The organism is Rhodoferax sp. PAMC 29310, from assembly GCF_017948265.1.
Classification (GTDB): Bacteria; Pseudomonadota; Gammaproteobacteria; order Burkholderiales; family Burkholderiaceae_C; genus Rhodoferax.
Genome location: NZ_CP072852.1, coordinates 326,598 through 347,402, shown reverse-complemented (window position 1 = coordinate 347,402; position 20,805 = coordinate 326,598). Strand labels below are relative to the sequence as shown.

Here is a 20,805-nt window from a genome sequence, read left to right as displayed (position 1 = left end):
GGTCCAAACAGCTTAAGCAGCAGCTTCGTCCACCTCGACGAACTCGTCAGCACCTTCAGCCGCCACAGCCTTGACGACGTCATCAGTGGCGTTTGCACGGCCTTCGATGATCGCATCAGCGATACCGCGTGCGTACAAAATCACAGCCTTGGACGAGTCATCATTACCGGGAATGACGTAATCAATGCCTTCAGGCGAGTGGTTGGTATCAACCACTGCGATCAATGGAATGCCCAGCTTCTTCGCTTCAGCAATGGCAATTTTGTGGAAACCGACGTCGATCACGAAGATTGCATCTGGCAACACAGCCATATCTTGAATACCACCGATGTCGCGCTCCAACTTCGCCAATTCACGAGCAAACATCAATTGTTCTTTTTTGCTCATGGCATCCAGACCAGCTTCTTGCTGGATCTTCATGTCTTTCAGGCGCTTGATCGAAGTCTTGACCGTTTTGAAGTTGGTCAACATACCACCCAACCAACGCTGATCCACGAAAGGGACACCTGCGCGCTGTGCCTCGAGTGCCACGGTTTCACGAGCCTGACGCTTCGTACCGACCATCAACACCGTGCCACGCTTGGCGGACAACTGACGAACAAACTTGGCAGCCTCCTGGAACATCGGCAGTGATTTTTCCAGGTTGATGATGTGAATTTTGTTGCGATGACCGAAGATGAACGGGGCCATCTTGGGATTCCAGAAACGAGTTTGGTGACCAAAGTGGACACCGGCTTCCAGCATTTCGCGCATGGTTACTGACATAAATAACTCCAAAGGTTAGGTCTAAAATCCAGCTTGTTATTGCCGCCTGGGTATCAAAATTCCCAAAAACGTGCAACACCTTGATAAAACTGGTTTGCTAGTTTGTTTACTAGATAGCCATCAGGCCACCCAGCAAAACCCAACGATTGTAGCACCCCGGCACTGACACATGCGCCCAGATCTCACCGAAACACGCCAACGACTATTAGCTGGCCAATCCAGCCCCGAAGCTGAGATTCAGGAAGCGATCGACATTGCGTCCTCAGCTTGCTGCGAACGGGCTTTCTTGACGCCGACTTGGCATCAAGCCAGAGAAGCCGCCAGCACACCCGGTGTCGCCAACACTCCTCTGGCCGGACTGGCCGTGTCAATCAAAGACATGTTTGATGTCAAAGGGCAAAACACCCACGCTGGGTCGTTGGCTCTGAAAGATGCGCCAGTCGCCAGGCAAGACAGCGCCGCCGTGTCGAGATTGCGACGGGCTGGGGCAGCCCTTTTAGGCCGGACCAATATGTCTGAGTTTGCGTTCTCCGGCGTAGGAATCAACCCTCACTTTGGCACCCCGGCCAATGTCGCCTCCACTGCATTCCCCCGCGTTCCCGGCGGCTCCTCTTCGGGTGCTGCGGTTTCAGTGGCAACTGGCGCTGCGTTCATTGGCTTGGGATCGGACACCGGTGGGTCCATTCGGATTCCAGCCGCGCTAAATGGCATCGTTGGATTCAAGAATACAGCCCGATTGGTGCCAACGACCGGGGCCGTTCCACTCGCCCCCTCTTTGGACACGATTTGCGCGCTGACTAGGTCAGTGCGTGACGCCGTGTTGGCACACGAAATTCTGGCGCATCGCCGCGTCATTCGCAGTCCTGCGCCACTGGCCAGTTATCGGCTGGCCGTCGCCAATCATCTGATGCAGGATGGGATGGACACCACCGTTGCTCGCGCCTTTGAGCGCACCTTGCAGCACCTTCGTGAGGCTGGCGCGTCCATCCAGATGATTCAACTCAATGAACTGAGTGAACTAACATCGTTGCAAGCCAACGGCGGATTGCCAGCCGCCGAAAGTTACCAATGGCACCGCCATCTGCTGGAGAAACACGCCGACCACTACGATCCTCGCGTGGCCGCCCGCATCCAACGCGGTGCTGTCATGTCGGCGTGCGATTATTTAGACCTCCAGCATGCCAGGGCAGCCTGGATCGAGCGAATGAGCTCAGCGATGACAGGCTTCGACGCTGTTCTGTCTCCCACCGTCCCCATCGTTGCGCCGCTGCTGGCCGAGGTTGCGCCCGGCGAAGCACGCGACAATGCGTTTTTTCATCTCAACAGTCTGCTACTGCGAAATCCGAGCGCGATCAACATGCTGGATGGTTGTGCCATATCGCTCCCCTGTCACACTTTGGGCGAATTGCCGGTAGGCTTGATGGTCTGGGCTGGCGCAATGCGCGATGACGTCGTGCTCAATGTCGCATTGCAAGTCGAAAAAACACTACAAAAACTATAGCTAACTCCGTATGTAAATCGGGGGCTAAGAATCAATTCGGCATAGGGTATTCATGAAGATTGCAGTTATTGGCGCGGGCATCATCGGCGTCACCACAGCGTATGAGCTGGCAAATGACGGCCATGAGGTCGTCGTGCTGGAGCGACGGGGAGCGGCTGCAGAGGAAGCCAGCTTTGCTACGGCCGGCTTGGTGGCAACTGGGTATGTGACACCCTGGGCAGCGCCGGGCATGCCGCTGACGGTCATTAAACAGTTGTTCAGCCGTCATGCGCCGGTTCGACTGGGCTTGCCCCTTTCCATGAGCGAACTGGGCTGGCTCTGGCAATGGTTTAAAGCCTGCAAGCTGGAGACCTACCTAACGAACCGGGCACAAATGCAGCGGCTGGCCATTTACAGCCAGCAACGACTGCATCACATCACAGGGGACCTTCAATTGGAGTACGACCGAAGCGACGGACAGTTGGTCTTGCTTCGCACCGAGCAAGACAGCAAGCTGATTCAACCCAGCTTGCAGGTCTTGCGAGACGCTGGCATCGTCTTCAAAGAACTCAGCCCCAAGGAAACCCAATCGATTGAGGGCGCTCTCAACTCGGACACCCCGTTGTTTGGCTCCATTCATTTGCCCAACGATGAGGTGGGCAACTGCCGTCAATTTGCTTTGCTGCTCAAGAACGAAGCACAGCGATTGGGCGTCAAGTTCAACTTCAACACCGCCGTGACCCAAGTCACCCCCGGGCCGGGTGTTCGGATTGGATTGGCCGGCGATCCTGTGCAGCATCAATTTGACGCTGCAGTTATTTGTGCGGGGCTTGACTCGGCTCGTTTGCTCGCCCCCTTAAACCTCAATATCCCCATGATGGCCGTGAGCGGTTACTCGGTAAGTGCCAGTATTCTCGAATCACTCAATGCGCCTCAAAGCGCGGTGATGGACGAACACTATAAGGTCGCCATTTCTCGCTTGGGCAACCGGGTCCGAGTGGCTGGAAACGCTGAAATCGGGGGTCCACTCGGGAAAAAGCACCCTGGCTCCCTGCAAACACTATACAAAGTACTGCACGACTGGTTTCCGGGCGCCGCAAATTTATCCAGCGGCGTGCAGGAGTGGAAAGGTGCCCGCCCCATGCTGCCCGATGGCCCGCCCGTGCTCGGTCCCAGTGGCCAAACGGGACTTTGGTTAAATCTTGGTCACGGCGCCAGTGGGTGGACGCTGAGTTGTGGATCGGCCAGAGCCGTGGCTGACATAATTGGCGGGCAACCACCAGACATTGATATCAGCGGCTTTAGCTTCGTTCGACTCAATGAGTGATCTATCCCGCCATGCACGCCCTTGGTTGACACAATCAAGGGTTGACAGACAATTCACGCCATGAGCCCTGAACTCGCCCAAAAACTAGCCACTGCAGTGGATGGCATGCCTGCGTTTCCGAAAAGCGTGCAAAGAATTCTGGAACTCACCCGCGACGTTAACTGCGCCGCAAAAGACCTCGTGCAGGTGGTTGATAAAGACCCAGTTGTTACCGTCAAAATTTTGCGGGTAGTCAACTCGGCCTACTACAGCTTGCCCAAGCAAATCACGTCGATCAACCATGCGGTCGTTTACCTGGGCTTTAACACCATCAAAAACCTGGCCTTGAGCATTGCCGCAATTGGCATGCTGCCCAAGGACAACGCGGCCGGATTTGACGGCCAGCAGTACTTGCTTCACTCGCTGGCAACTGCGAGTATTGCCAAGCAACTGGCGATGCGTGTCGATGACGCAGACCCCATGGATTGCTTCATTGCCGGCCTGCTGCATGATTTTGGGAAAGTGGTTTTTGCCCAGTTCATGCCAACCGAGTTTCTGCTGGCCCTGGATATAAGCCGGGACACCAAAACTTCGTTGCACATGGCACTGCGCCGCCTGATTGGCGTGGACCACGCGCTGGTCGGCGCGATGTTGGTCGAGAAATGGCGCTTTGCACCCAACTTGATTGAAACCATTCGCCACCAGCGCCCAGACGATCTGAAAGACACTGACATGATTGCCTGTGTTTTCGCTGCCAACCAAATCAGCAAGAAACTTGAATTTGGTTTTGGAGGCAACCCGTGGGTCGACGAGTTACCGGCAACGATTCAGGCCCGACTAGGGGGCAACTTGGACGAGGTGATCGAGTCGCTTGGCGACCTCAAGCCATTGCTTGAAGAAGCCAAGGTGTTTTCAAAAATTTGAGGATTGCGAATGAAAGTCAGATTCTGGGGCGTACGCGGCTCCATCGCCTCGCCAGGACCCAAAACCGTCCGATATGGCGGAAACACGACCTGCATTGAAATTCGTACAGACAACAACGAACTGATCATTATTGACGCGGGCACGGGCATCTTCCCTTTGTCACAGACCTTGTTGGCCGAATTGCCTGTCACGGCCAATGTGCTGATTTCCCACTCTCACTGGGACCATATTCAGGGTCTTCCCTTCTTTATTCCCAACTTCATTCCCGGCAACACCCTGCGACTGCACGGCGCCTTCGATCCAGTCTCAGGCAAAGGCATTGAGCAGGTCATGGCCGTTCAACTTCAGTACAGCTACTTTCCCGTTAGAGAAGCAGAAATGAAGGCCAACATCGAATACGTCACGCTCGCCCCCGAGCAAAGCATTCAAATTGGCTCTGCCACCGTCACCCCTTACCTGATGAATCACCCGGTAATTGACTTCGGTTACCGTATCGAAGCCAATGGCAAATCAGTATTTTTTACCGGCGACCACGAACCCCCACAGAACATCTATGAACCCGGTGACGACGACTTCGCCCAATACCAGAGTTTTGTGCAAGAGAAAGCAGAAGGCATACGAAGAGCCATGCTGGGCGTCGACGTTTTGATCGCAGACTGCTCCTACACCGAGAATGAATACCTTGCCAAAAAAGGTTGGGGGCACGGCACGTTTCATACCAGCATTCAATATGCCAAAGAGGCGGGGGCCAAGGTTCTTTTCTGCACCCACCATGAGCCCACCCGAAGTGATGACGCGCTGGACGAGGTCTTCCGGGAGGTACTACTTGACAACCCTCGACAGCCCGGCGACCCAGAATATCGACTGGCGATAGAAGGTGAAACCTACGAGTTCTAATACTCGCCCACTAATTAGGAGACGCCATGCTTCGCATCACGGCCAGCGCCGAGCATGCCCTCTACGACACCGCGGCAACCCGCCGGATGGAGCAGGCGCTGCAGGCAAATCTGCCTTCCCACACATTGATGCAGCGAGCCGGACTGGCAGTGGCCCGACTAGCGATGGCCGTTGCGCCCCACAGTCAACGCATCTGGCTGGCCTGCGGCCCAGGCAACAATGGTGGCGACGGCCTGGAGGCCGCCGTTCACTTACAACAATGGGGGAAAAAACCAATCGTTACCTGGCTGGGTAATGCCGACACAGCGTCCAGCGATGCCGCCAAGTCATACCACCGCGCCCGCCAAGCCGGCGTTGAGTTCAGCGAGAAAATGCCCCAGCACTTTGAACTGAGTGTCGACGGCATGTTGGGCCTCGGCGGGAATCTCCGCCCATTGGCCGGTCAAATGTTGAACTGGGCGACCGCCATGAACGTCAACACGTCGCCAGTATTGGCTATTGATATCCCCACAGGCCTGTGTGCTGACACCGGCGTGGTCACCCCAAATCATGTTCATGCCACGCACACGTTGAGCTTGTTGACACTTAAACCAGGCCTATTCACCGCACACGGTCGTGATGCGTCGGGCACTCATTGGCTTGATGATTTGAGTACTTTTTTGGACGAGCAGGACGTCTCGAGAATCGGGCCCACAGCGCGGCTTATTGGTGCGCCACCTCAACGTCCGCGCCGTCATGCGTCACACAAAGGAAGCTACGGTGATGTCGCCGTCATCGGTGGCGCCAGAGGTATGACTGGAGCTGCCCTGCTGGCCGGTTCGGCCGCTTTGAGCGCAGGCGCCGGAAGAGTTTTTGTGGGCCTTCTTGACGAACAGGCCATCACTGCAGATACCAACCATCCGGAATTGATGATCCGACCGGTTGATCAACTGGCACTTGAATCAATGACCATCGTCTGTGGCTGTGGTGGCGGAGACGCAATTGAGGACTGGCTAAAAGACATGTTGAGGACTTCGTCGCCTGTTGTTGTTGACGCAGACGCTCTCAACTCAATCGCAAAAAATCGTCAGCTTCAGTCGCACCTAATGTCACGGATGAACTCTGCCTTAACCACCGTCCTGACACCGCACCCGCTGGAGGCGGCACGACTACTGGGGGGGACAGCGGCCGAAGTGCAATCCCATCGCCTAAAGGCGGCCACAACATTGGCGGAGCAATTTGGTTGCATCGTCGTTCTCAAAGGCTCCGGAACCGTCGTGGCTGCACCCGGCCAGACTCCACTGATCAACCCGACTGGCAACGCGAGGTTGGCGGCGCCGGGCACCGGTGACGTACTCGCAGGGATGATCGGGGCAGGCCTCGCCATGGGTTTGACAGGCATTGAAGCCGCTGCCAGCGCGGTCTTTCAGCACGGCCGACTGGCAGACCAATGGCCCGCCGATTTGCCATTGACCGCAGGCGCCCTCGCCACCGGCCGGATGCACTCGAACGATGCATTGAAAACGCTCGACCGCCACTGAGATAACGCGAATACCACGGCGAATCGCCCACTCAAATCAAGGGGTACCCATCCAATCAGGATTCGCACGCGAAAGTCGCAATTCATCGTCTCAAAACGGATTTCTATCCTCTATTGCTGGCGCATAACTTGCACTGTTGCGCTGGCAAGGCGGCCAAGAAGTCGCTCAATGATGTACAAGGCACCCCGCGTGGGGCATCATGTCTCAGTTGGTCAATGATCCATGTGTTGAATTGACGACTTATTCAGAATGCCGCAGCGGCCCAAGTTGAACTTGATATAGGGTTACATCATGCGATATCCCACAGGTAAACCCTGCTCTGCGCTCACGCAAAATGAAAGCGACGCCCAACTCAAAGTCGCCGACGTCATCTTTAAGCAAAGCAGGGAAGGCGTATTGGTGGCCGACGCGGAACACAATATTGTTCGAGTCAACAAGCCATTCACCGACATAAGCGGCTATGACGAAGCAGAAGTTCTTGGCAAGAATCCCCGTTTTTTGTCGTCTGGGCGGCACTCCCTCGCGTTCTACCAAGCCATATGGCGCACTATCGAAAGCGAAGGTAATTGGTCTGGAGAAATCTGGAGGCGCCACAAAAATGGCGATGACTACCCTGAGTGGACAACCATCGCGGCGCTTCGAGACCAGGATGGCCGCATCACCCATTATGTTGGCAGCTTTAGTGACCTGACCGATGCCAAAGCCGCTGAAAACAAAATTGAAAGACTTTTAAATTTCGATGCCCTAACCGGCCTCGCCAACGGAACACAGTTAAGAGCCCGGACCGACCAAAGCATTGCCATCATGCAACGTGCTGGAGAGCCGCTTTCAATGTTGTTGATTGGCATCGATCACTTCAAATCGATCAACGACACTTTCGGCCATCAAATCGGCGACGAAATGCTGATCGAAGTGGCCCATCGACTGAATGCATCGATCAGAGAACAAGATATCGTCGCAAGAATTGGCGGCAAAGAGTTTTTTTTAGTACTGCTTAACACACCGGCCAATGGAGCCGAACACATGGCGAGAAAAATTCTTTCAACACTGGCTGAGACGTGCAGACTGTCCAGCCATGATCTCTCGCCAACAGCCACCATTGGCGTAGCTTGTTTTCCTGCCAATGGGCGGGACTTCGAAACGCTGTTCAAATCGGCGGAAATCGCCTTGCATAGTGCGCAGATCAATGGACGTGGCTCGTTTCAGTTTTACTCCGACGACATTTACCAGGAGATGCTCAAGCAAGAGCAACTTGTCAATGCCTTGCGACGCGCGGCGACTCTGAACCAACTCAACTTGGTCTACCAACCCTTGGTCGACTTGCGAACGGGACAAGTCAGCGGGATGGAGGCGTTGCTGCGTTAGACTCATGCTGAACTTGGCGCCATTCCTCCTTCTGAATTCATTCCCTTGGCTGAGGCATCAGGCCTGATCAAAGGGATTGGCGAATGGGTCATTCGGCAGGCCTGCAGAGACATTCAGAACTGGCAATCAAAGGGGTTGCAGATTCCCCACGTGGCGGTCAACATCTCCGCCCTTCAATTCGATGGCAATGAGCTGGTGCAACAGGTCAAAGCTGCCCTTTCAGATTTTGATGTAGCCCCAGACATGCTCTACTTGGAGGTGACTGAAAGCGCACTCATGGGTGATGTTCAACGCAGCGAGTCACTCCTCAGAGAATTGAAAGGCATTGGCGTCAGCCTGTCTCTGGACGACTTTGGTACAGGGTACTCTTCGTTAAGTCACCTCAAACGTTTTCCGTTTGACAAAGTCAAGATCGACCAGTCCTTTTTGAAGGAAATCACCATCAGCCACAGCGACCATGTGATCGTCAAGGTGATTATTGGGATGGCCCAGGGTCTCGGGCTCAAGGTGATTGCTGAAGGGGTTGAAAGCGAAGCGCAATGCGAAATCATGCGCGCCAATGCATGTGACGAGATTCAAGGCTATTTTTTCTCAAAGCCCATCTCCGCTGCAGAGATCGAAGAACTCTTCGCGCAAGGCCGGCAACTACCATCCCATTTACTGACTTTGCATAGGCCACAGCGAACCATTTTGGTGGTCGATGATGAGCCCAATATTGTTTCCTCGCTCAAGCGCTTATTTCGCAAAGATGGGCATCAAATTCTGACGGCCGGTAGTGGACCAGAAGGTCTGGATGTCCTCTCTAAACATAAAGTGGACATCATCATCTCCGATCAACGAATGCCAGGTATGACGGGTGTTGAATTTCTCCGAGCTGCGAAAGTCAATTACCCCGACACCATACGCATAGTGCTCTCCGGGTATACCGAACTTTAATCTGTCACGGACGCTATCAACGAAGGGGCTGTGTACCGGTTTCTTACCAAGCCCTGGGACGATCAACAGCTTCGGGACCAAGTTCAAAAGGCTATTGAATTGACGGGGCTGCAAGAGGAGAACCGAAAGCTGGACATCAAAATTCGTGCGGTCAACCAGGAGCTGGTTGCCGCCAACCGCCAACTCAATGACCTCCTCAACTCGGCCCGCGCTCAGGCCGAGCGCGAAAAGACAAGTCTGGAGATTGTCAGAGAAGTGCTGGAGCATATTCTATCCCCTGTGATTGGCGTTGACGACGAGGGCCTCATCGCCTTGGTCAACGCCGCGGCACAACGTTTGTTTAGCAATGAAGGCCCGCTGCTGGGCAGCGAACTCAGTTATGCACTGCCATCAATCGACGCCGCCATTGACCGAGTAGACGAGGGCCACGCAAGTGACATCTGCATTGACGGGGCTTCACTCACCGTGACCTGGGCTTGCATGGGTTCAAGTTCCCAATCGCGCGGCAAACTCATTACCTTTGACCAGAAAGCACCAACACCATGACGAGCCCTGAGCGCCTGTTGAATTTGGATCAGGTAGAAGCCGGCATGCGCCTCGCCAGGCCGGTCAACACCCAGCATGGTCAGCTGATTCTCCCCGAAGGCGCGCCACTCGATATGGCAGGGATTTACGTGCTGAATCAAAGAGGTGTCACTTCAATTTGGGTTGAGGAAATAGAGCCAACTCCGTCAAATTCGCCCATCGAAATCAGCGCTTCAAATCAATCCATCCAGGACCGTCTAACTCAGCTCTTTCGTCAGTCTTCAAACTCTGGGGATGGAAGAGAGCTGCTGGAACTCGTGCAACGCTACCGAAGGAGGGAGTTCACGTGAACCCGATTACTGTCGACGAAATACACCGGACAGACCACAAGCTTCCTTCACTTCCTGCTGTGGTGATTGAACTGCTGGCCACAATGGAAAAAGAGGATGTTGATATCAGTGACCTGTGCAGCAAGATTGCCAAGGACCAAACCTTGACTGCAAAAACACTGAGGCTGGCAAATTCGTCTTTTTATGGCATGACGCAGCAGATCAGCACGATTCACGATGCCATAACATTGCTTGGCTTTAGAACCGTACGCAATCTCGCGACCACAGCCGCGCTGATTGGTGTTTTCAGTTCAAGTAGCGACAACGGGTTCAGCGTTGCCCCCTTTTGGCGACATGCGTTGGCATGTGCCATTTGTGCCAAGGAATTGGCACCGCATTGCAAAGTCAATCCAGAACAGGCTTACACGGGCGGGCTTCTGCATGACATTGGCAGATTGGTTCTGGCGACGCAGTTTCAAACCCACTATGAGTCGGCCATGGCGTATCGGGTGTCCCATGACTGCAGCTTGTTAGAGGCCGAACAAACAGTGCTTGGGATGACCCATGCAAAGGTTGGGGAACTAATTGCTAGCCAATGGCGGCTCCCTCTCGTCATTCAATCGGCCATTGCTGGCCACCATAGCGCAACACTTGCAGACATGTCGCCAACGTCGTTCGTCATCATGGCGGCGGATGCCATTGCCCACGCACTTGATTTTTCAAACGACCCGTGTGACCTGGTTCCAAGCATTCCGTCCGGCTTCATGGAAAGACTAGGCGTCGATGAAGCAACCTTGTTTCAAGTGTTTAAAAACGCAGAGCGGCAATTTGTTCCAGCAAGCCTTGTACTCAATCCATGAGGGCATCCACATGACAGAAATGAACCCATTTGATGCCACTAGAACAAATGGGCGTGGCTCAGACCATCAAGCGATTTTTTTTGAAAGCAGTCCGGTCCCCACATTTGTCATCAATGTGGATCATGTCGTCACCCATTTGAACCGGGCCTGTTCTCCGACCTTGTGCGTGCGTGCTGAGGAAGTGATTGGGTCAAATGCCATTGGGCGCCATTTCTATGGGGAGGTACGACTCACTTTGGCTGACCGGATTGTTGACGGCTCCATCGTCGACATTGTGGAAGATTTTTTTCAAGACCAGTACCGCAGTTCATTGGTCATTCCCGATGCATATGAGGCAGAAGAATTGTTCCCCCATTTGGGCACATCGGGTAGATGGCTGTTTTTGACTGCAACCCCACTACGTGATTCGAAAAACCACATCGTCGGCGCTATTGGCACACTGCAGGACATCACTGAGCGGAAAATTACCGAATCGGCCTTCATGAAGTCACAGGTTGAGGTCGAGGAGCTGGTTGAACAACGAACGGCTGAATTGGCAGACATCAATAAAGCGCTGCAGGATGACGTAGCCAGGCGTGAGCAAGCCGAGCGTGAACTGTTGGACAAGAACGCGGAGTTAAATGGGCTAAACGCCGAGTTATCGGCCGCCCATGAACATTTGGTTCAGTCGGAGAAGCTGGCGTCAATTGGGCAGTTGGCGGCCGGCGTAGCGCATGAGATCAATAATCTGATTGGGTATATTTTTTCGAGGGTGTAAGAAGTTTTGTGTAAACGGTTATTTGGCAGGAAACTGCTGTCTTGCATGGAGCCGAGATGACCGTAGAGATGAAACCCTTACCCGCCGAGCTGATTGACGCCCTGTTGGCCGACTACAAAAAGCCCGAAGACCTGATTGGCCAGAATGGCCTCTTGACGCAGCTCACCAAAGCCTTGGTCGAGCGAGCTTTGCAAGCCGAATTGACCGGCCACCTGGGTCACGGCAAGAACCAGTTGGTTGCCAATGAAGCGGGCAACACCCGCAACGGGTGCAGCAAGAAAACGCTCAAAGGCGATTTTGGCCAGCTACCCATAGAAATCCCCCGTGACCGCGCCGGCACCTTCGAGCCCCAACTGATTGGCAAACACCAGACCCGCTGGAGCGGCTTTGACGACAAGATACTGTCGCTGTATGCCCGAGGCATGACGGTACGCGAGATTCAAGGCCATCTGCAGGAGATGTACGGCGCCGAAGTGTCTCCTACCCTGATTTCATCCGTGACCGACGCCGTCATGGACGAGGTCAAAGCCTGGCAGTCGCGCCCCTTGGAGGCGCTGTACCCCATCGTCTACATGGACTGCATTCACGTCAAGGTGCGCGACAACGGTACTGTGCGGGTCAAGGCCCTGTACTTGGCCATTGGCGTCAACCTGGACGGCCTCAAAGAGGTACTGGGCCTGTGGATGGCCCAAACCGAAGGGGCCAAGTTCTGGCTGCAGGTGGTGACTGAACTGAAGAATCGGGGCGTGGCTGACATCTTTATCGCCTGCGTAGATGGGCTCAAAGGTTTCCCTGACGCCATTGAGGCAGTCTTCCCCAAGGCGACGGTGCAGCTTTGCATTGTTCACATGGTGCGTCACAGCCTGAACTTCGTGGGGTGGAAACAGCGCAAGGAAGTCGCCGCGGATTTGCGGCTGATTTACGCTGCGCCCACTGAATCCGAAGCTGAGCGACAACTCACGGCATTCGAGGTCAAATGGGACGATTCCTTCGCTCCGATTGGGCGCTCCTGGCGGCGCAACTGGACACGCTTGATACCGTTCTTTGAATACCCGCCAGACATCCGAAAAGTGATTTACACGACCAACGCCATTGAGTCCGTGAACATGAGCCTGCGCAAAATAACCAAGACCCGCGGCTCGTTCCCAACTGAGGACGCAGTGTTCAAGCTGTTCTATCTGGCACTGAACAACATCAGCCAGAAATGGACGATGCCGATTCGGGATTGGAAGGCTGCTCTGAACCGCTTTACCATTCAGTTTGACGAGCGCATGCCGCGCGTCTAACTTAACCGCCGTTTACACAAAATTCGGGACACCCTCTGCCCGTTGGAACCATGAAGCCACCGCAACTAGACACCTATCGACGCCATGCCGTTCAAGCGGAACACCTGCTACTGCCATTGCAAGAACTTCGGGGAGCCTCCGAAATCATTAGCGCTCAGTTTGAACGGTTTGATGGGACTGGCACGCCCGGCAACCTTTCGGGTAATGGCATCCCGATTGGAGCCAGAATTTTGACCCTTGCCAGTGACTATGACAATATGCAAATTGGTGCGTTGACAGCCAGGCAATTGACGGCAGGGGGTGCGCAGATATTTATCGTGCACGGACGCGGGAATCGCTACGATCCCGAGGTCGTGGACGCGTTTACCGAAGTAACCTCTGGGCCTGCTCAATCGGATGCCAGTAAGAATTCAGTCCGTGAAGTGGCGATACCCGTTCGTGACCTGCAAGCAGGGATGATTCTCTCCCGAGACTTATTGGCGCCCAGTGGCATGCTGATGCTATCTGCTGACCATGTCCTTGATGCCCGGATCATCGGCCGCATTCTGAGTTTTGAGCGATCAGCTGGTGCGGAGCTAATGGCCTATGTTCGTCAGGCAGCGTAACAATATGTAGCGTTAACTAGGAACAGCCAAGCTCATCTGTGAGCTTGGCTGTTCCACTTGAAGTGCACGACAAAGTACATCCCAAACCACTTCAGGTTCGGCGTCTCGGCTTTCGACCCTTTTCTTTGCTTTTGACACCTTCAGGTTTAGCCACCGTATTCCCGGCATGTCGCTTGCCGGCAGGCGGCATACTCGCCAATGGTTCGGACACTTTTCTGGAACGGCGGGGCGAAGATGAATCCTTTTCTGGAGCAAGACGCTCCGTCGGAACGCCTCCAATGCGCGCCATTGCCCCGTCCTTCCCGCCGCGACGCGTCAACCCGTCGTCCTCGTGCAGGAGCCGAAAATCAATGCGACGCCCATCCAAGTCAACTCGACTGACTTGCACTTGAACCTTTGATCCAATTGCATAACGCATCCCAGAGCGCTCACCGCGAAGTTCTTGGCGTGCCTCGTCGAACCTGTAGTACTCGCCACCTAGTTCCGTGATGTGTACCAACCCCTCCACATACATCGCATCCAAGGTCACAAAAACCCCGAAACTGGTCACAGAGCTCACCACACCACTGAATTCCTCACCAAGATGCTCGTGCATGTACTTGCACTTCAACCATGCCTCGACGTCGCGACTGGCTTCATCGGCTCGGCGCTCATTGGCACTACAGTGCAAGCCCGCCGCTTGCCACGCCTGAGTTTCTGGACTGAGTTTCTTCGGCTTTTCACCGTCCTTTTCTTTCGCGACAGCCCCTTTTTCTAGTCGACGTGACAACTTGGCATGGGCCTCACCGGGAGTCGGCAGACCTGGCAGTTTGTACTTGGTTTTACCCAAAATAGATTTGATGACCCGGTGAACCAACAAGTCAGGGTAGCGCCGAATCGGGCTGGTGAAGTGGGTATAGGCATCAAACGCTAATCCAAAATGTCCCCCGTTCACCGGGGTATAAATCGCCTGCTGCATTGAGCGCAAAAGCATCGAATGAATTTGCGCCGAATCAGGTCGATCCTTGGTCGCATTCGCAATGGCCTGAAATTCACCTGGCGATGGATCGTCAGAAATGGTCATCCCCACCCCGGTGACCTTGAGGTAGTTCCGAAGTATCTCTTTCTTCTCAGGTGTGGGGCCTTCATGGACGCGGAATAAGCCAGCATGTTTGCTTTGGGCAATGAAGTCGGCACTGCAGACGTTGGCCGCGAGCATGGCCTCTTCAATTAGCTTGTGTGCATCGTTGCGAGTGCGAGGAACAATCCGCTCAATATGTCCAACCTCATCACACACAATTTGAGTTTCAACTGTCTCAAAATCAACTGCGCCGCGACGTGCCCGTGACTTTAATAGGGCGTTGTACACGTCGTGCAGGTTGATTAAATCAACCACCCGCTCTTTTCGCTTGAGCGCTTCTGGACCTCTCGTATTCGCCAAAATCGCCGCGACCTCGGTATAGGTAAAGCGAGCATGACTCCACATCACGGCCGGATAGAACTGATAGGCAGAAACCTCACCATCCTCAGTGACCACCATGTCACAGACCATGCACAAACGTTCGACCTCAGGATTGAGGGAGCAAAGCCCATTGGAGAGTTTTTCCGGCAACATGGGAATGACCCGTCGCGGAAAGTAAACGCTCGTGGCCCTGTCATAGGCATCAACATCAATCGCTGAGCCGGTTTGCACATAGTGGCTGACATCAGCGATGGCCACGAGGAGCCGCCAACCCTTCAGGGCTGATTTTCCGCGCCCAACCCTTGTCGGTTCGCAATAAACAGCATCATCGAAATCTCGTGCATCCTCACCATCGATAGTGACGAGTGGGATGTCATTAAGGTCAACACGATGCCGCTTGTCTTGTGGTTGTACTTTATCGGGAAGCGTCCTCGCCAATGCGATGCAAGCCTCTGAAAATTGATGTGGAACACTGTATTTGCGAACGGCAATTTCGATTTCCATGCCGGGGTCGTCAATTTCGCCAAGGACTTCCTTCACCCGACCCACGGGTTGACCAAACAACGATGGAGGCTCTGTCAACTCAACTACGACAACCTGGCCAGGCTTTGCTGGACCAGTTGCGGACTTGGGAATCATCACGTCCTGCCCGTACCGTTTGTCTTCCGGCGCAACAATCCAAATACCACTCTCAAACAGCAACCGGCCAATAATGGGTTGATTGGATCGCTCCGTGATCTCCAACACCCGCCCCTCGGGGCGCCCTTTGCGGTCACTTCTAACGATCCGAACCTTGACTCGATCTTTGTGCAGGACCGCCCGCATTTCGTTCGGCGGCAAATAGACATCTGACTCGCCGTCGTCACGGGCAACAAATCCATGTCCATCCCGGTGCCCCTGAACAACTCCAGAAATTTCGTCCAGAGCTTGATTGGTTTGGCTGCTATGTTTGATAAATCACCCTCTTTCCTGCATAGTTGAGCGGCGATGAGAGCACAAGCTCAATTTTCGCCATGGGAAATCAACGTTAATAAAAATTCAATTGAAATCAATGGCTTATGCCACAAACAGGCATCGCCCATCCTAAAGCATAAAGCTTTGCGACAAACCTTTTCGACAGTGAATTCACGGCGATTTTGCCTCATACGCCATGCTATAATTCTTGCATGCCCGGATGGCGGAATTGGTAGACGCGCACGGTTCAGGTCCGTGTGCCGCAAGGTGTGGAGGTTCGAGTCCTCTTCCGGGCACCAGAAAATTGAGAGCCCCTTGTGAAAACAAGGGGCTTTTTCTTTGCCCTCAATTCATGGATCAACAGCTATTATCCTGGCAGGCGATGTGTCATGACAATAAGTCCGGTAGCAATATCAACGTCCAAGCTGCCTTTTCGACGAATCGTTCAGACTTTGAACAGCCGGGGTCATGACAGCCTCCCAACTCAACCTACATCTCAATAATTGAGCAATGAAAATAAACCGCCGAGATGTCGACGGTTTATTTGTCGAACTGCCAACGCGGACTAGAACGGCTGAGCAACCAGATCGTGTCCTTGCGCTCCAACGATACGGGCTTTTGTGAACTCTCCCACCTTCAAGGTCTTGCTGATCTTTTCTGGCGGCAACAATCGAACGACGCCGTCAATCTCGGGCGCATCGGCATAAGACCTGCCAACGCCGCCTTTTTTACCCATCCCCGGCGCGGAATCAACCAATATTTGCATCGTCGCACCAATGCGCTGGTGCAATTTGGCCGCGGACACGGCTTCAGCCACTGCCATAAAACGCGCTCGTCGTTCTTCCCTAACCTCGATTGGCAGCATGCCGGGAAGGTCGTTGGCCGTGGCGCCATCAACGGGGCTATATGCGAAACAGCCAGCTCTGTCAATTTTGGCCTCTTTCATGAAATCAAGCAGATGTGAAAACTCTTCCTCAGTCTCGCCCGGGAATCCAGCAATGAACGTGCTTCGGACCACAATTTCCGGACATACCTCTCTCCATTTTTGAATTCTCTCCAGGTTTCTTTCGCCACTTGCCGGGCGCTTCATGCGCTTCAATACATCTGGATGGCTATGCTGGAGCGGCACATCCAAATAGGGCAACACTTTGCCCGTCGCCATCAAGGGAATCACCTCATCCACACTGGGATAAGGATAAACATAGTGCAAGCGAACCCAAGCACCGTAGCCCTCAGCAATCTCGCCAAGTGCTTTCACCAAGTCCAGCATACGCGTCTTGATCGGCTTGCCTTCCCAGAAACCAGTTCTGTACTTGATGTCAACGCCATAGGCGGATGTATCTTGACTAATGACCAGCAACTCCTTGACGCCGCCCTCAAACAAGGCCTTCGCCTCTTGAAGCACATCGCCAATCGGCCGGGAGACCAAATCACCTCGCATCGAAGGGATGATGCAAAAAGTGCAACGATGATTGCACCCTTCGCTAATTTTGACGTAAGCGTAATGCCTTGGCGTCAATTTGATGCCCGCCACACCGAAGGTATTCGGTACCAGATCAATGAACGGGTCATGTGGCTTCGGCAAATTGGCATGGACGGCGTCCATCACCTCCTGCGTCGCCTGCGGGCCTGTTACGGCCAACACGCTCGGGTGCATTTTGCGAACCAAGTTGCCACCGCCTTCCGCTGACTTGGCGCCCAAGCATCCGGTCACGATCACCTTGCCGTTTTCTGCAAGGGCTTCCCCAATTGTGTCCAAGCTTTCCTTGACTGCATCGTCAATGAATCCGCATGTGTTCACAATCACAAGGTCAGCGCCCTGGAAGGTTTTGGAGGTTTGATAGCCTTCCGCATTGAGCTGGGTCAGAATTAACTCGGAGTCCGTTAGCGCTTTGGCGCAGCCCAAACTGACGAAACCCACTTTGGGCGAATTTTTGACGCTTGTATTGATATTTGTACTCATTGCTTCACTCACATGCCCACGGATTTGACGGTCAATCCAACTACCGCTTGATACCAAATGCGTCCAGCATTTGATCGGTCTGCTTTTGCATTTGATCTTGCATTTGTTGCAGCATATTTTTGGATTGATCCAGATTGCCCCCCATCATGGCCTGCAGAGCAGGTGACTGCATCGCCACGAATTTCGCCCACATCTCAGGCGACAAGTTTTTTGATTGCTCTGAAAACTTGCTTTGAACATCCAATAGAGACTGGATATTATTTTCCAAATACCCGCCCATGAGTCCCTGCATGGCATTGCCATAGAACCGAATCACACTGGCCAAAACCGGCGCGGTAAACATCGGGGACTCATTGGACTCCTCCTCCAAAATGATCTGCAGCAGTATGCTGCGCGTCAGGTCTTCAGAGGTCTTTGCGTCAAGAACAACGAACGGTTCACTGTCCATCACCAGTTGCTTGACCTCAGACAAAGTGATGTAGCTCGATGTATCGGTATCGTACAGACGGCGATTTGGATACTTTTTGATGACCCGTTGATCGGTCACGCCAGTGGTGCTTTTTTTGTTTTGCATGCGTTCTCCTGCGGCTCAGGTTGAGCTCGCTTTGATTCTGTTGCAGTGCAACACATTCTAAAGAGTCATCGATCCACAGGGATCAAGGCCACGTCTGTTAGCACATGAATGGGATGGGATTGAATTCATTGCTGAGTCCCAACCACCGAGAACATCAATCATGCACCGATAAATCCAGAGCGGAAAACAAAAAAATCCGAATAGGATTCAAGCCTGATTCGGATTTCAATTTGTCAGCATTTCTTAAAACACCTGAGTCTGGTTAACCTCAGATAGAAATACTGGTAGGCGCGATTGGACTCGAACCAATATATAATCAGGCTATCTTAAGCTTTTACTGAATTTCTTCAAGCTATAGACCCCCGTAAACACCCTTGAATCCCACCAACTGCCCCATTGTACTGCCCCAAATGTCACACCAATTTGAAAAACACTTTGTGCTCTGGCAAAAGATCATCGACGCACTTGCCCCAGGAATCCAATCCAATAACCGAGATCATGAGTTGGCTTGTTGCCGCCGACCGAAAACTGAGCCCTTTCCAGCGTCTGGCCATCTTTGGGAGTGATGTCGGCAAAGGTGGGGTTGGCGGCCTTGAGTTTGATGCGCCCGCCGCGCTGGTACAGGGTCTTGCACACAAAGTCGCCATCGACCACGGCCACCACCACCTGCCCGGAGCGCGGCGTGATGGCACGGTCCACCATCACCACATCGTTGTCAAAGATGCCCGCCTCAATCATGGATTCACCGCGCACTCGGAGCAAGTAGGTGGCCTGAGGATGGCGCATCAACTGCGCCATCAAGTCAACCCGCTGCACGACATGGTCCTCGGCAGGCGAGGGAAAGCCAGCCGTGATCCGGCATGGCAGTGCATTTACCCAGAGTGGGGCCTGGGAAATTGGGACAGGCGTGTTGAGGTCTAGGATGGCGTGCGACATATGACTGTTTTTTTATACAGCATAGTATCCCACCCCGTGTCATCACCCACTGCCTTCTTTTTAGGCGCAACCCGCTAGCCCAGCACTGGCGGCACATCGGGCAGTTGTTCAATGACTTATCAACAGCTTAGACCACAGGTCGTGGGGGTAACTTGGTAAGAAGAGCAGGAACTCGGCACCCTTGTCTGAAGTGAAGCGCGGCAGGCGATTTCGAAACCCCAGTCGTGGCTGTGATGGCTGCCTGACCGTTGTGCGGCTGTTTGGTGCCCCTTCCGGTCAGCCAACTTGCCGAAATGACTCATCCAAACCGGCTGTTCATGTCACCTTTGAAGGTCAGCTATGTGGCGTTGATTTCGATGGCAGCCACATCCACGATTGACCAGTGGCGGGGATTGGGAGCCACCGCACCAACAATTTGTTGACTCAGTGGTAATCATCTTCCCGTTGGTGACGGATTGCACCAATGATGACGGTGCTGTCATCAACTATTTCATAAAGAGCCACATAGCCTGAGCGTCCAAAAGTGATCACGAGTTCTCGGATGAAAGGATTTTCCCCAACCTTGCGACAGGCAAATGGAGATGACCGCAAAAGGCCTATGCCCTCTTTGATGGCCTTTAGCGCTCTCTCGGGAATGTCAAGATCACCAGTTGCACTTTCCAGTTCACGTTGGAGAATGAAATCAAAAAGCCTCTCCAAGTCTTCGTCGGCAGCAGCACTGAATTGAACGGTATAAATCATCAACTGTGCTGAGACTGGGTTCGACGTGCAGCCGCCAGCTTGGCTTCAAGCTTGGCAACCACGACCTCCGCAGCAATGCCTCCGCCTGTTCGCTTTGTTTCCTCGATTGCAGTGATGCCCCGACGCAGGAATTCAGCTTGATGCTTGCGCTTCAAAACTGTTTGACGTACGGCGTTTTCGACGAATTCTGAAAGCGTTTCACCTTGCTCAAGGACGTCCTCAACTTCGATCCTAAACTCAGGCGCGACGCGGATCGGGGGTATGGTTGCAGTTTTCATTATTGAATTGTATTGCAATTGCAATTCACATTAAGAAAGATAGGTTTTCGTGGCCGGTTCCGTGTGGCATCAATGTCAGCTGGGGCACCTTGCCGAGGCCTTTGAACGGCGGTTGACCAGCCTCCAAATCGATGAAATTGGCTGACCCGGAAGCTGGCGTTGGCGGCCGACAGCAGCCGCTGCAGTCCTGTCCCAGACTATTCCGTCGCCAGCGTCAGCAATGCGGACGAGATGCCGCCGATTGAGCGGCAGCTTTATAGAACCTCAACGGTAAAGATCTTTTCATTGCCCGGAAGCTGACACCCGTGAGCACCCGCTGTTGGTCGTCAAGAGCCATACGCAGTCACCAAAGCGCAGAATCTC

Annotated in this window: 20 protein-coding genes and 1 tRNA gene; 14 read left to right on the top strand and 7 right to left on the bottom strand. The window is 53.7% G+C overall.

The annotated features are described in order from the left end of the window. Positions 1-12: 12 nt before the first annotated feature. Positions 13-765 carry a 30S ribosomal protein S2 gene (gene rpsB, locus J8G15_RS01565; RefSeq protein WP_210545548.1) on the bottom strand — a complete coding sequence of 251 codons (753 nt, stop codon included), beginning with the start codon at positions 763-765 and terminating at the stop codon, positions 13-15. 169 nt (positions 766-934) lie between these two features. Between rpsB and J8G15_RS01560 the strand changes: the two genes are divergently transcribed. The 13 genes from J8G15_RS01560 (at position 935) to J8G15_RS01500 (ending at position 13,555) form a co-directional block, all read left to right on the top strand. Beyond that, on the top strand, positions 935-2,266 hold the full coding sequence (locus J8G15_RS01560) for an amidase (protein ID WP_210545546.1): 1,332 nt from the start codon (positions 935-937) through the stop codon (positions 2,264-2,266). 52 nt (positions 2,267-2,318) lie between these two features. Then, positions 2,319-3,572 (top strand): D-amino acid dehydrogenase, encoded by a 1,254-nt coding sequence (locus tag J8G15_RS01555; protein WP_210545544.1) that lies wholly within the window; start codon positions 2,319-2,321, stop codon positions 3,570-3,572. Between the two features lie 60 nt (positions 3,573-3,632). Continuing rightward, on the top strand, positions 3,633-4,475 hold the full coding sequence (locus tag J8G15_RS01550) for an HDOD domain-containing protein (protein ID WP_210545542.1): 843 nt from the start codon (positions 3,633-3,635) through the stop codon (positions 4,473-4,475). Between the two features lie 9 nt (positions 4,476-4,484). Further along, entirely contained in the window at positions 4,485-5,372 is an 888-nt protein-coding gene (locus J8G15_RS01545; RefSeq protein ID WP_210545540.1) for an MBL fold metallo-hydrolase, read from the top strand. A 26-nt stretch (positions 5,373-5,398) separates the two neighbouring features. Next, a complete protein-coding gene (locus J8G15_RS01540; protein ID WP_210545538.1) occupies positions 5,399-6,892 on the top strand; it encodes an NAD(P)H-hydrate dehydratase in 1,494 nt (497 codons plus the stop codon). 291 nt (positions 6,893-7,183) lie between these two features. Beyond that, positions 7,184-8,257, top strand: a complete 1,074-nt coding sequence (locus J8G15_RS01535) for a diguanylate cyclase domain-containing protein (RefSeq protein ID WP_210545535.1) — start codon at positions 7,184-7,186, stop codon at positions 8,255-8,257. Positions 8,258-8,302: 45 nt separating this feature from the next. Next, complete coding sequence (locus J8G15_RS01530) at positions 8,303-9,193, top strand: EAL domain-containing protein (protein WP_240538408.1); 891 nt, start codon at positions 8,303-8,305, stop codon at positions 9,191-9,193. Positions 9,194-9,223: 30 nt separating this feature from the next. Beyond that, positions 9,224-9,739, top strand: a complete 516-nt coding sequence (locus J8G15_RS01525) for a PAS domain-containing protein (protein WP_210545533.1) — start codon at positions 9,224-9,226, stop codon at positions 9,737-9,739. Continuing rightward, positions 9,736-10,068 (top strand): hypothetical protein, encoded by a 333-nt coding sequence (locus J8G15_RS01520; protein WP_210545531.1) that lies wholly within the window; start codon positions 9,736-9,738, stop codon positions 10,066-10,068. Before J8G15_RS01525 ends, J8G15_RS01520 begins: the two co-directional genes overlap by 4 nt. Further along, positions 10,065-10,907: an HDOD domain-containing protein gene (locus tag J8G15_RS01515; RefSeq protein WP_210545530.1), complete on the top strand. Its 843-nt coding sequence runs from the start codon at positions 10,065-10,067 to the stop codon at positions 10,905-10,907. The genes J8G15_RS01520 and J8G15_RS01515 overlap by 4 nt, the downstream gene beginning before the upstream one ends. A gap of 10 nt (positions 10,908-10,917) precedes the next feature. Then, entirely contained in the window at positions 10,918-11,664 is a 747-nt protein-coding gene (locus J8G15_RS01510; RefSeq protein WP_210545528.1) for a PAS domain-containing protein, read from the top strand. Between the two features lie 56 nt (positions 11,665-11,720). Continuing rightward, a complete protein-coding gene (locus J8G15_RS01505; protein WP_210544748.1) occupies positions 11,721-12,950 on the top strand; it encodes an IS256 family transposase in 1,230 nt (409 codons plus the stop codon). Between the two features lie 50 nt (positions 12,951-13,000). Then, positions 13,001-13,555 carry an HD domain-containing phosphohydrolase gene (locus J8G15_RS01500; protein WP_210545526.1) on the top strand — a complete coding sequence of 185 codons (555 nt, stop codon included), beginning with the start codon at positions 13,001-13,003 and terminating at the stop codon, positions 13,553-13,555. Between the two features lie 91 nt (positions 13,556-13,646). On the opposite strand, the gene rnr is transcribed toward J8G15_RS01500, so the two are convergent. Further along, entirely contained in the window at positions 13,647-15,950 is a 2,304-nt protein-coding gene (rnr, locus tag J8G15_RS01495) for a ribonuclease R (RefSeq protein WP_210547415.1), read from the bottom strand. Between the two features lie 214 nt (positions 15,951-16,164). Here rnr and J8G15_RS01490 point away from each other — a divergent pair. Then, positions 16,165-16,249: transfer RNA gene (locus J8G15_RS01490), tRNA-Leu, on the top strand. A gap of 266 nt (positions 16,250-16,515) precedes the next feature. On the opposite strand, the gene rimO is transcribed toward J8G15_RS01490, so the two are convergent. From rimO to J8G15_RS01465, 5 genes are all read right to left on the bottom strand, one after another. Continuing rightward, positions 16,516-17,913, bottom strand: a complete 1,398-nt coding sequence (gene rimO, locus J8G15_RS01485) for a 30S ribosomal protein S12 methylthiotransferase RimO (protein ID WP_210545524.1) — start codon at positions 17,911-17,913, stop codon at positions 16,516-16,518. 40 nt (positions 17,914-17,953) lie between these two features. Next, positions 17,954-18,487: a polyhydroxyalkanoate synthesis repressor PhaR gene (gene phaR / locus J8G15_RS01480; RefSeq protein ID WP_210545522.1), complete on the bottom strand. Its 534-nt coding sequence runs from the start codon at positions 18,485-18,487 to the stop codon at positions 17,954-17,956. A 453-nt stretch (positions 18,488-18,940) separates the two neighbouring features. Further along, positions 18,941-19,423 (bottom strand): LexA family transcriptional regulator, encoded by a 483-nt coding sequence (locus J8G15_RS01475; RefSeq protein ID WP_210545520.1) that lies wholly within the window; start codon positions 19,421-19,423, stop codon positions 18,941-18,943. A 423-nt stretch (positions 19,424-19,846) separates the two neighbouring features. Then, entirely contained in the window at positions 19,847-20,164 is a 318-nt protein-coding gene (locus tag J8G15_RS01470; protein ID WP_210545517.1) for a type II toxin-antitoxin system RelE/ParE family toxin, read from the bottom strand. Next, positions 20,164-20,442, bottom strand: coding sequence for a YlcI/YnfO family protein (locus tag J8G15_RS01465; protein ID WP_210545515.1), 279 nt, complete (start codon positions 20,440-20,442; stop codon positions 20,164-20,166). Before J8G15_RS01465 ends, J8G15_RS01470 begins: the two co-directional genes overlap by 1 nt. Between the last annotated feature and the right edge of the window lie 363 nt (positions 20,443-20,805).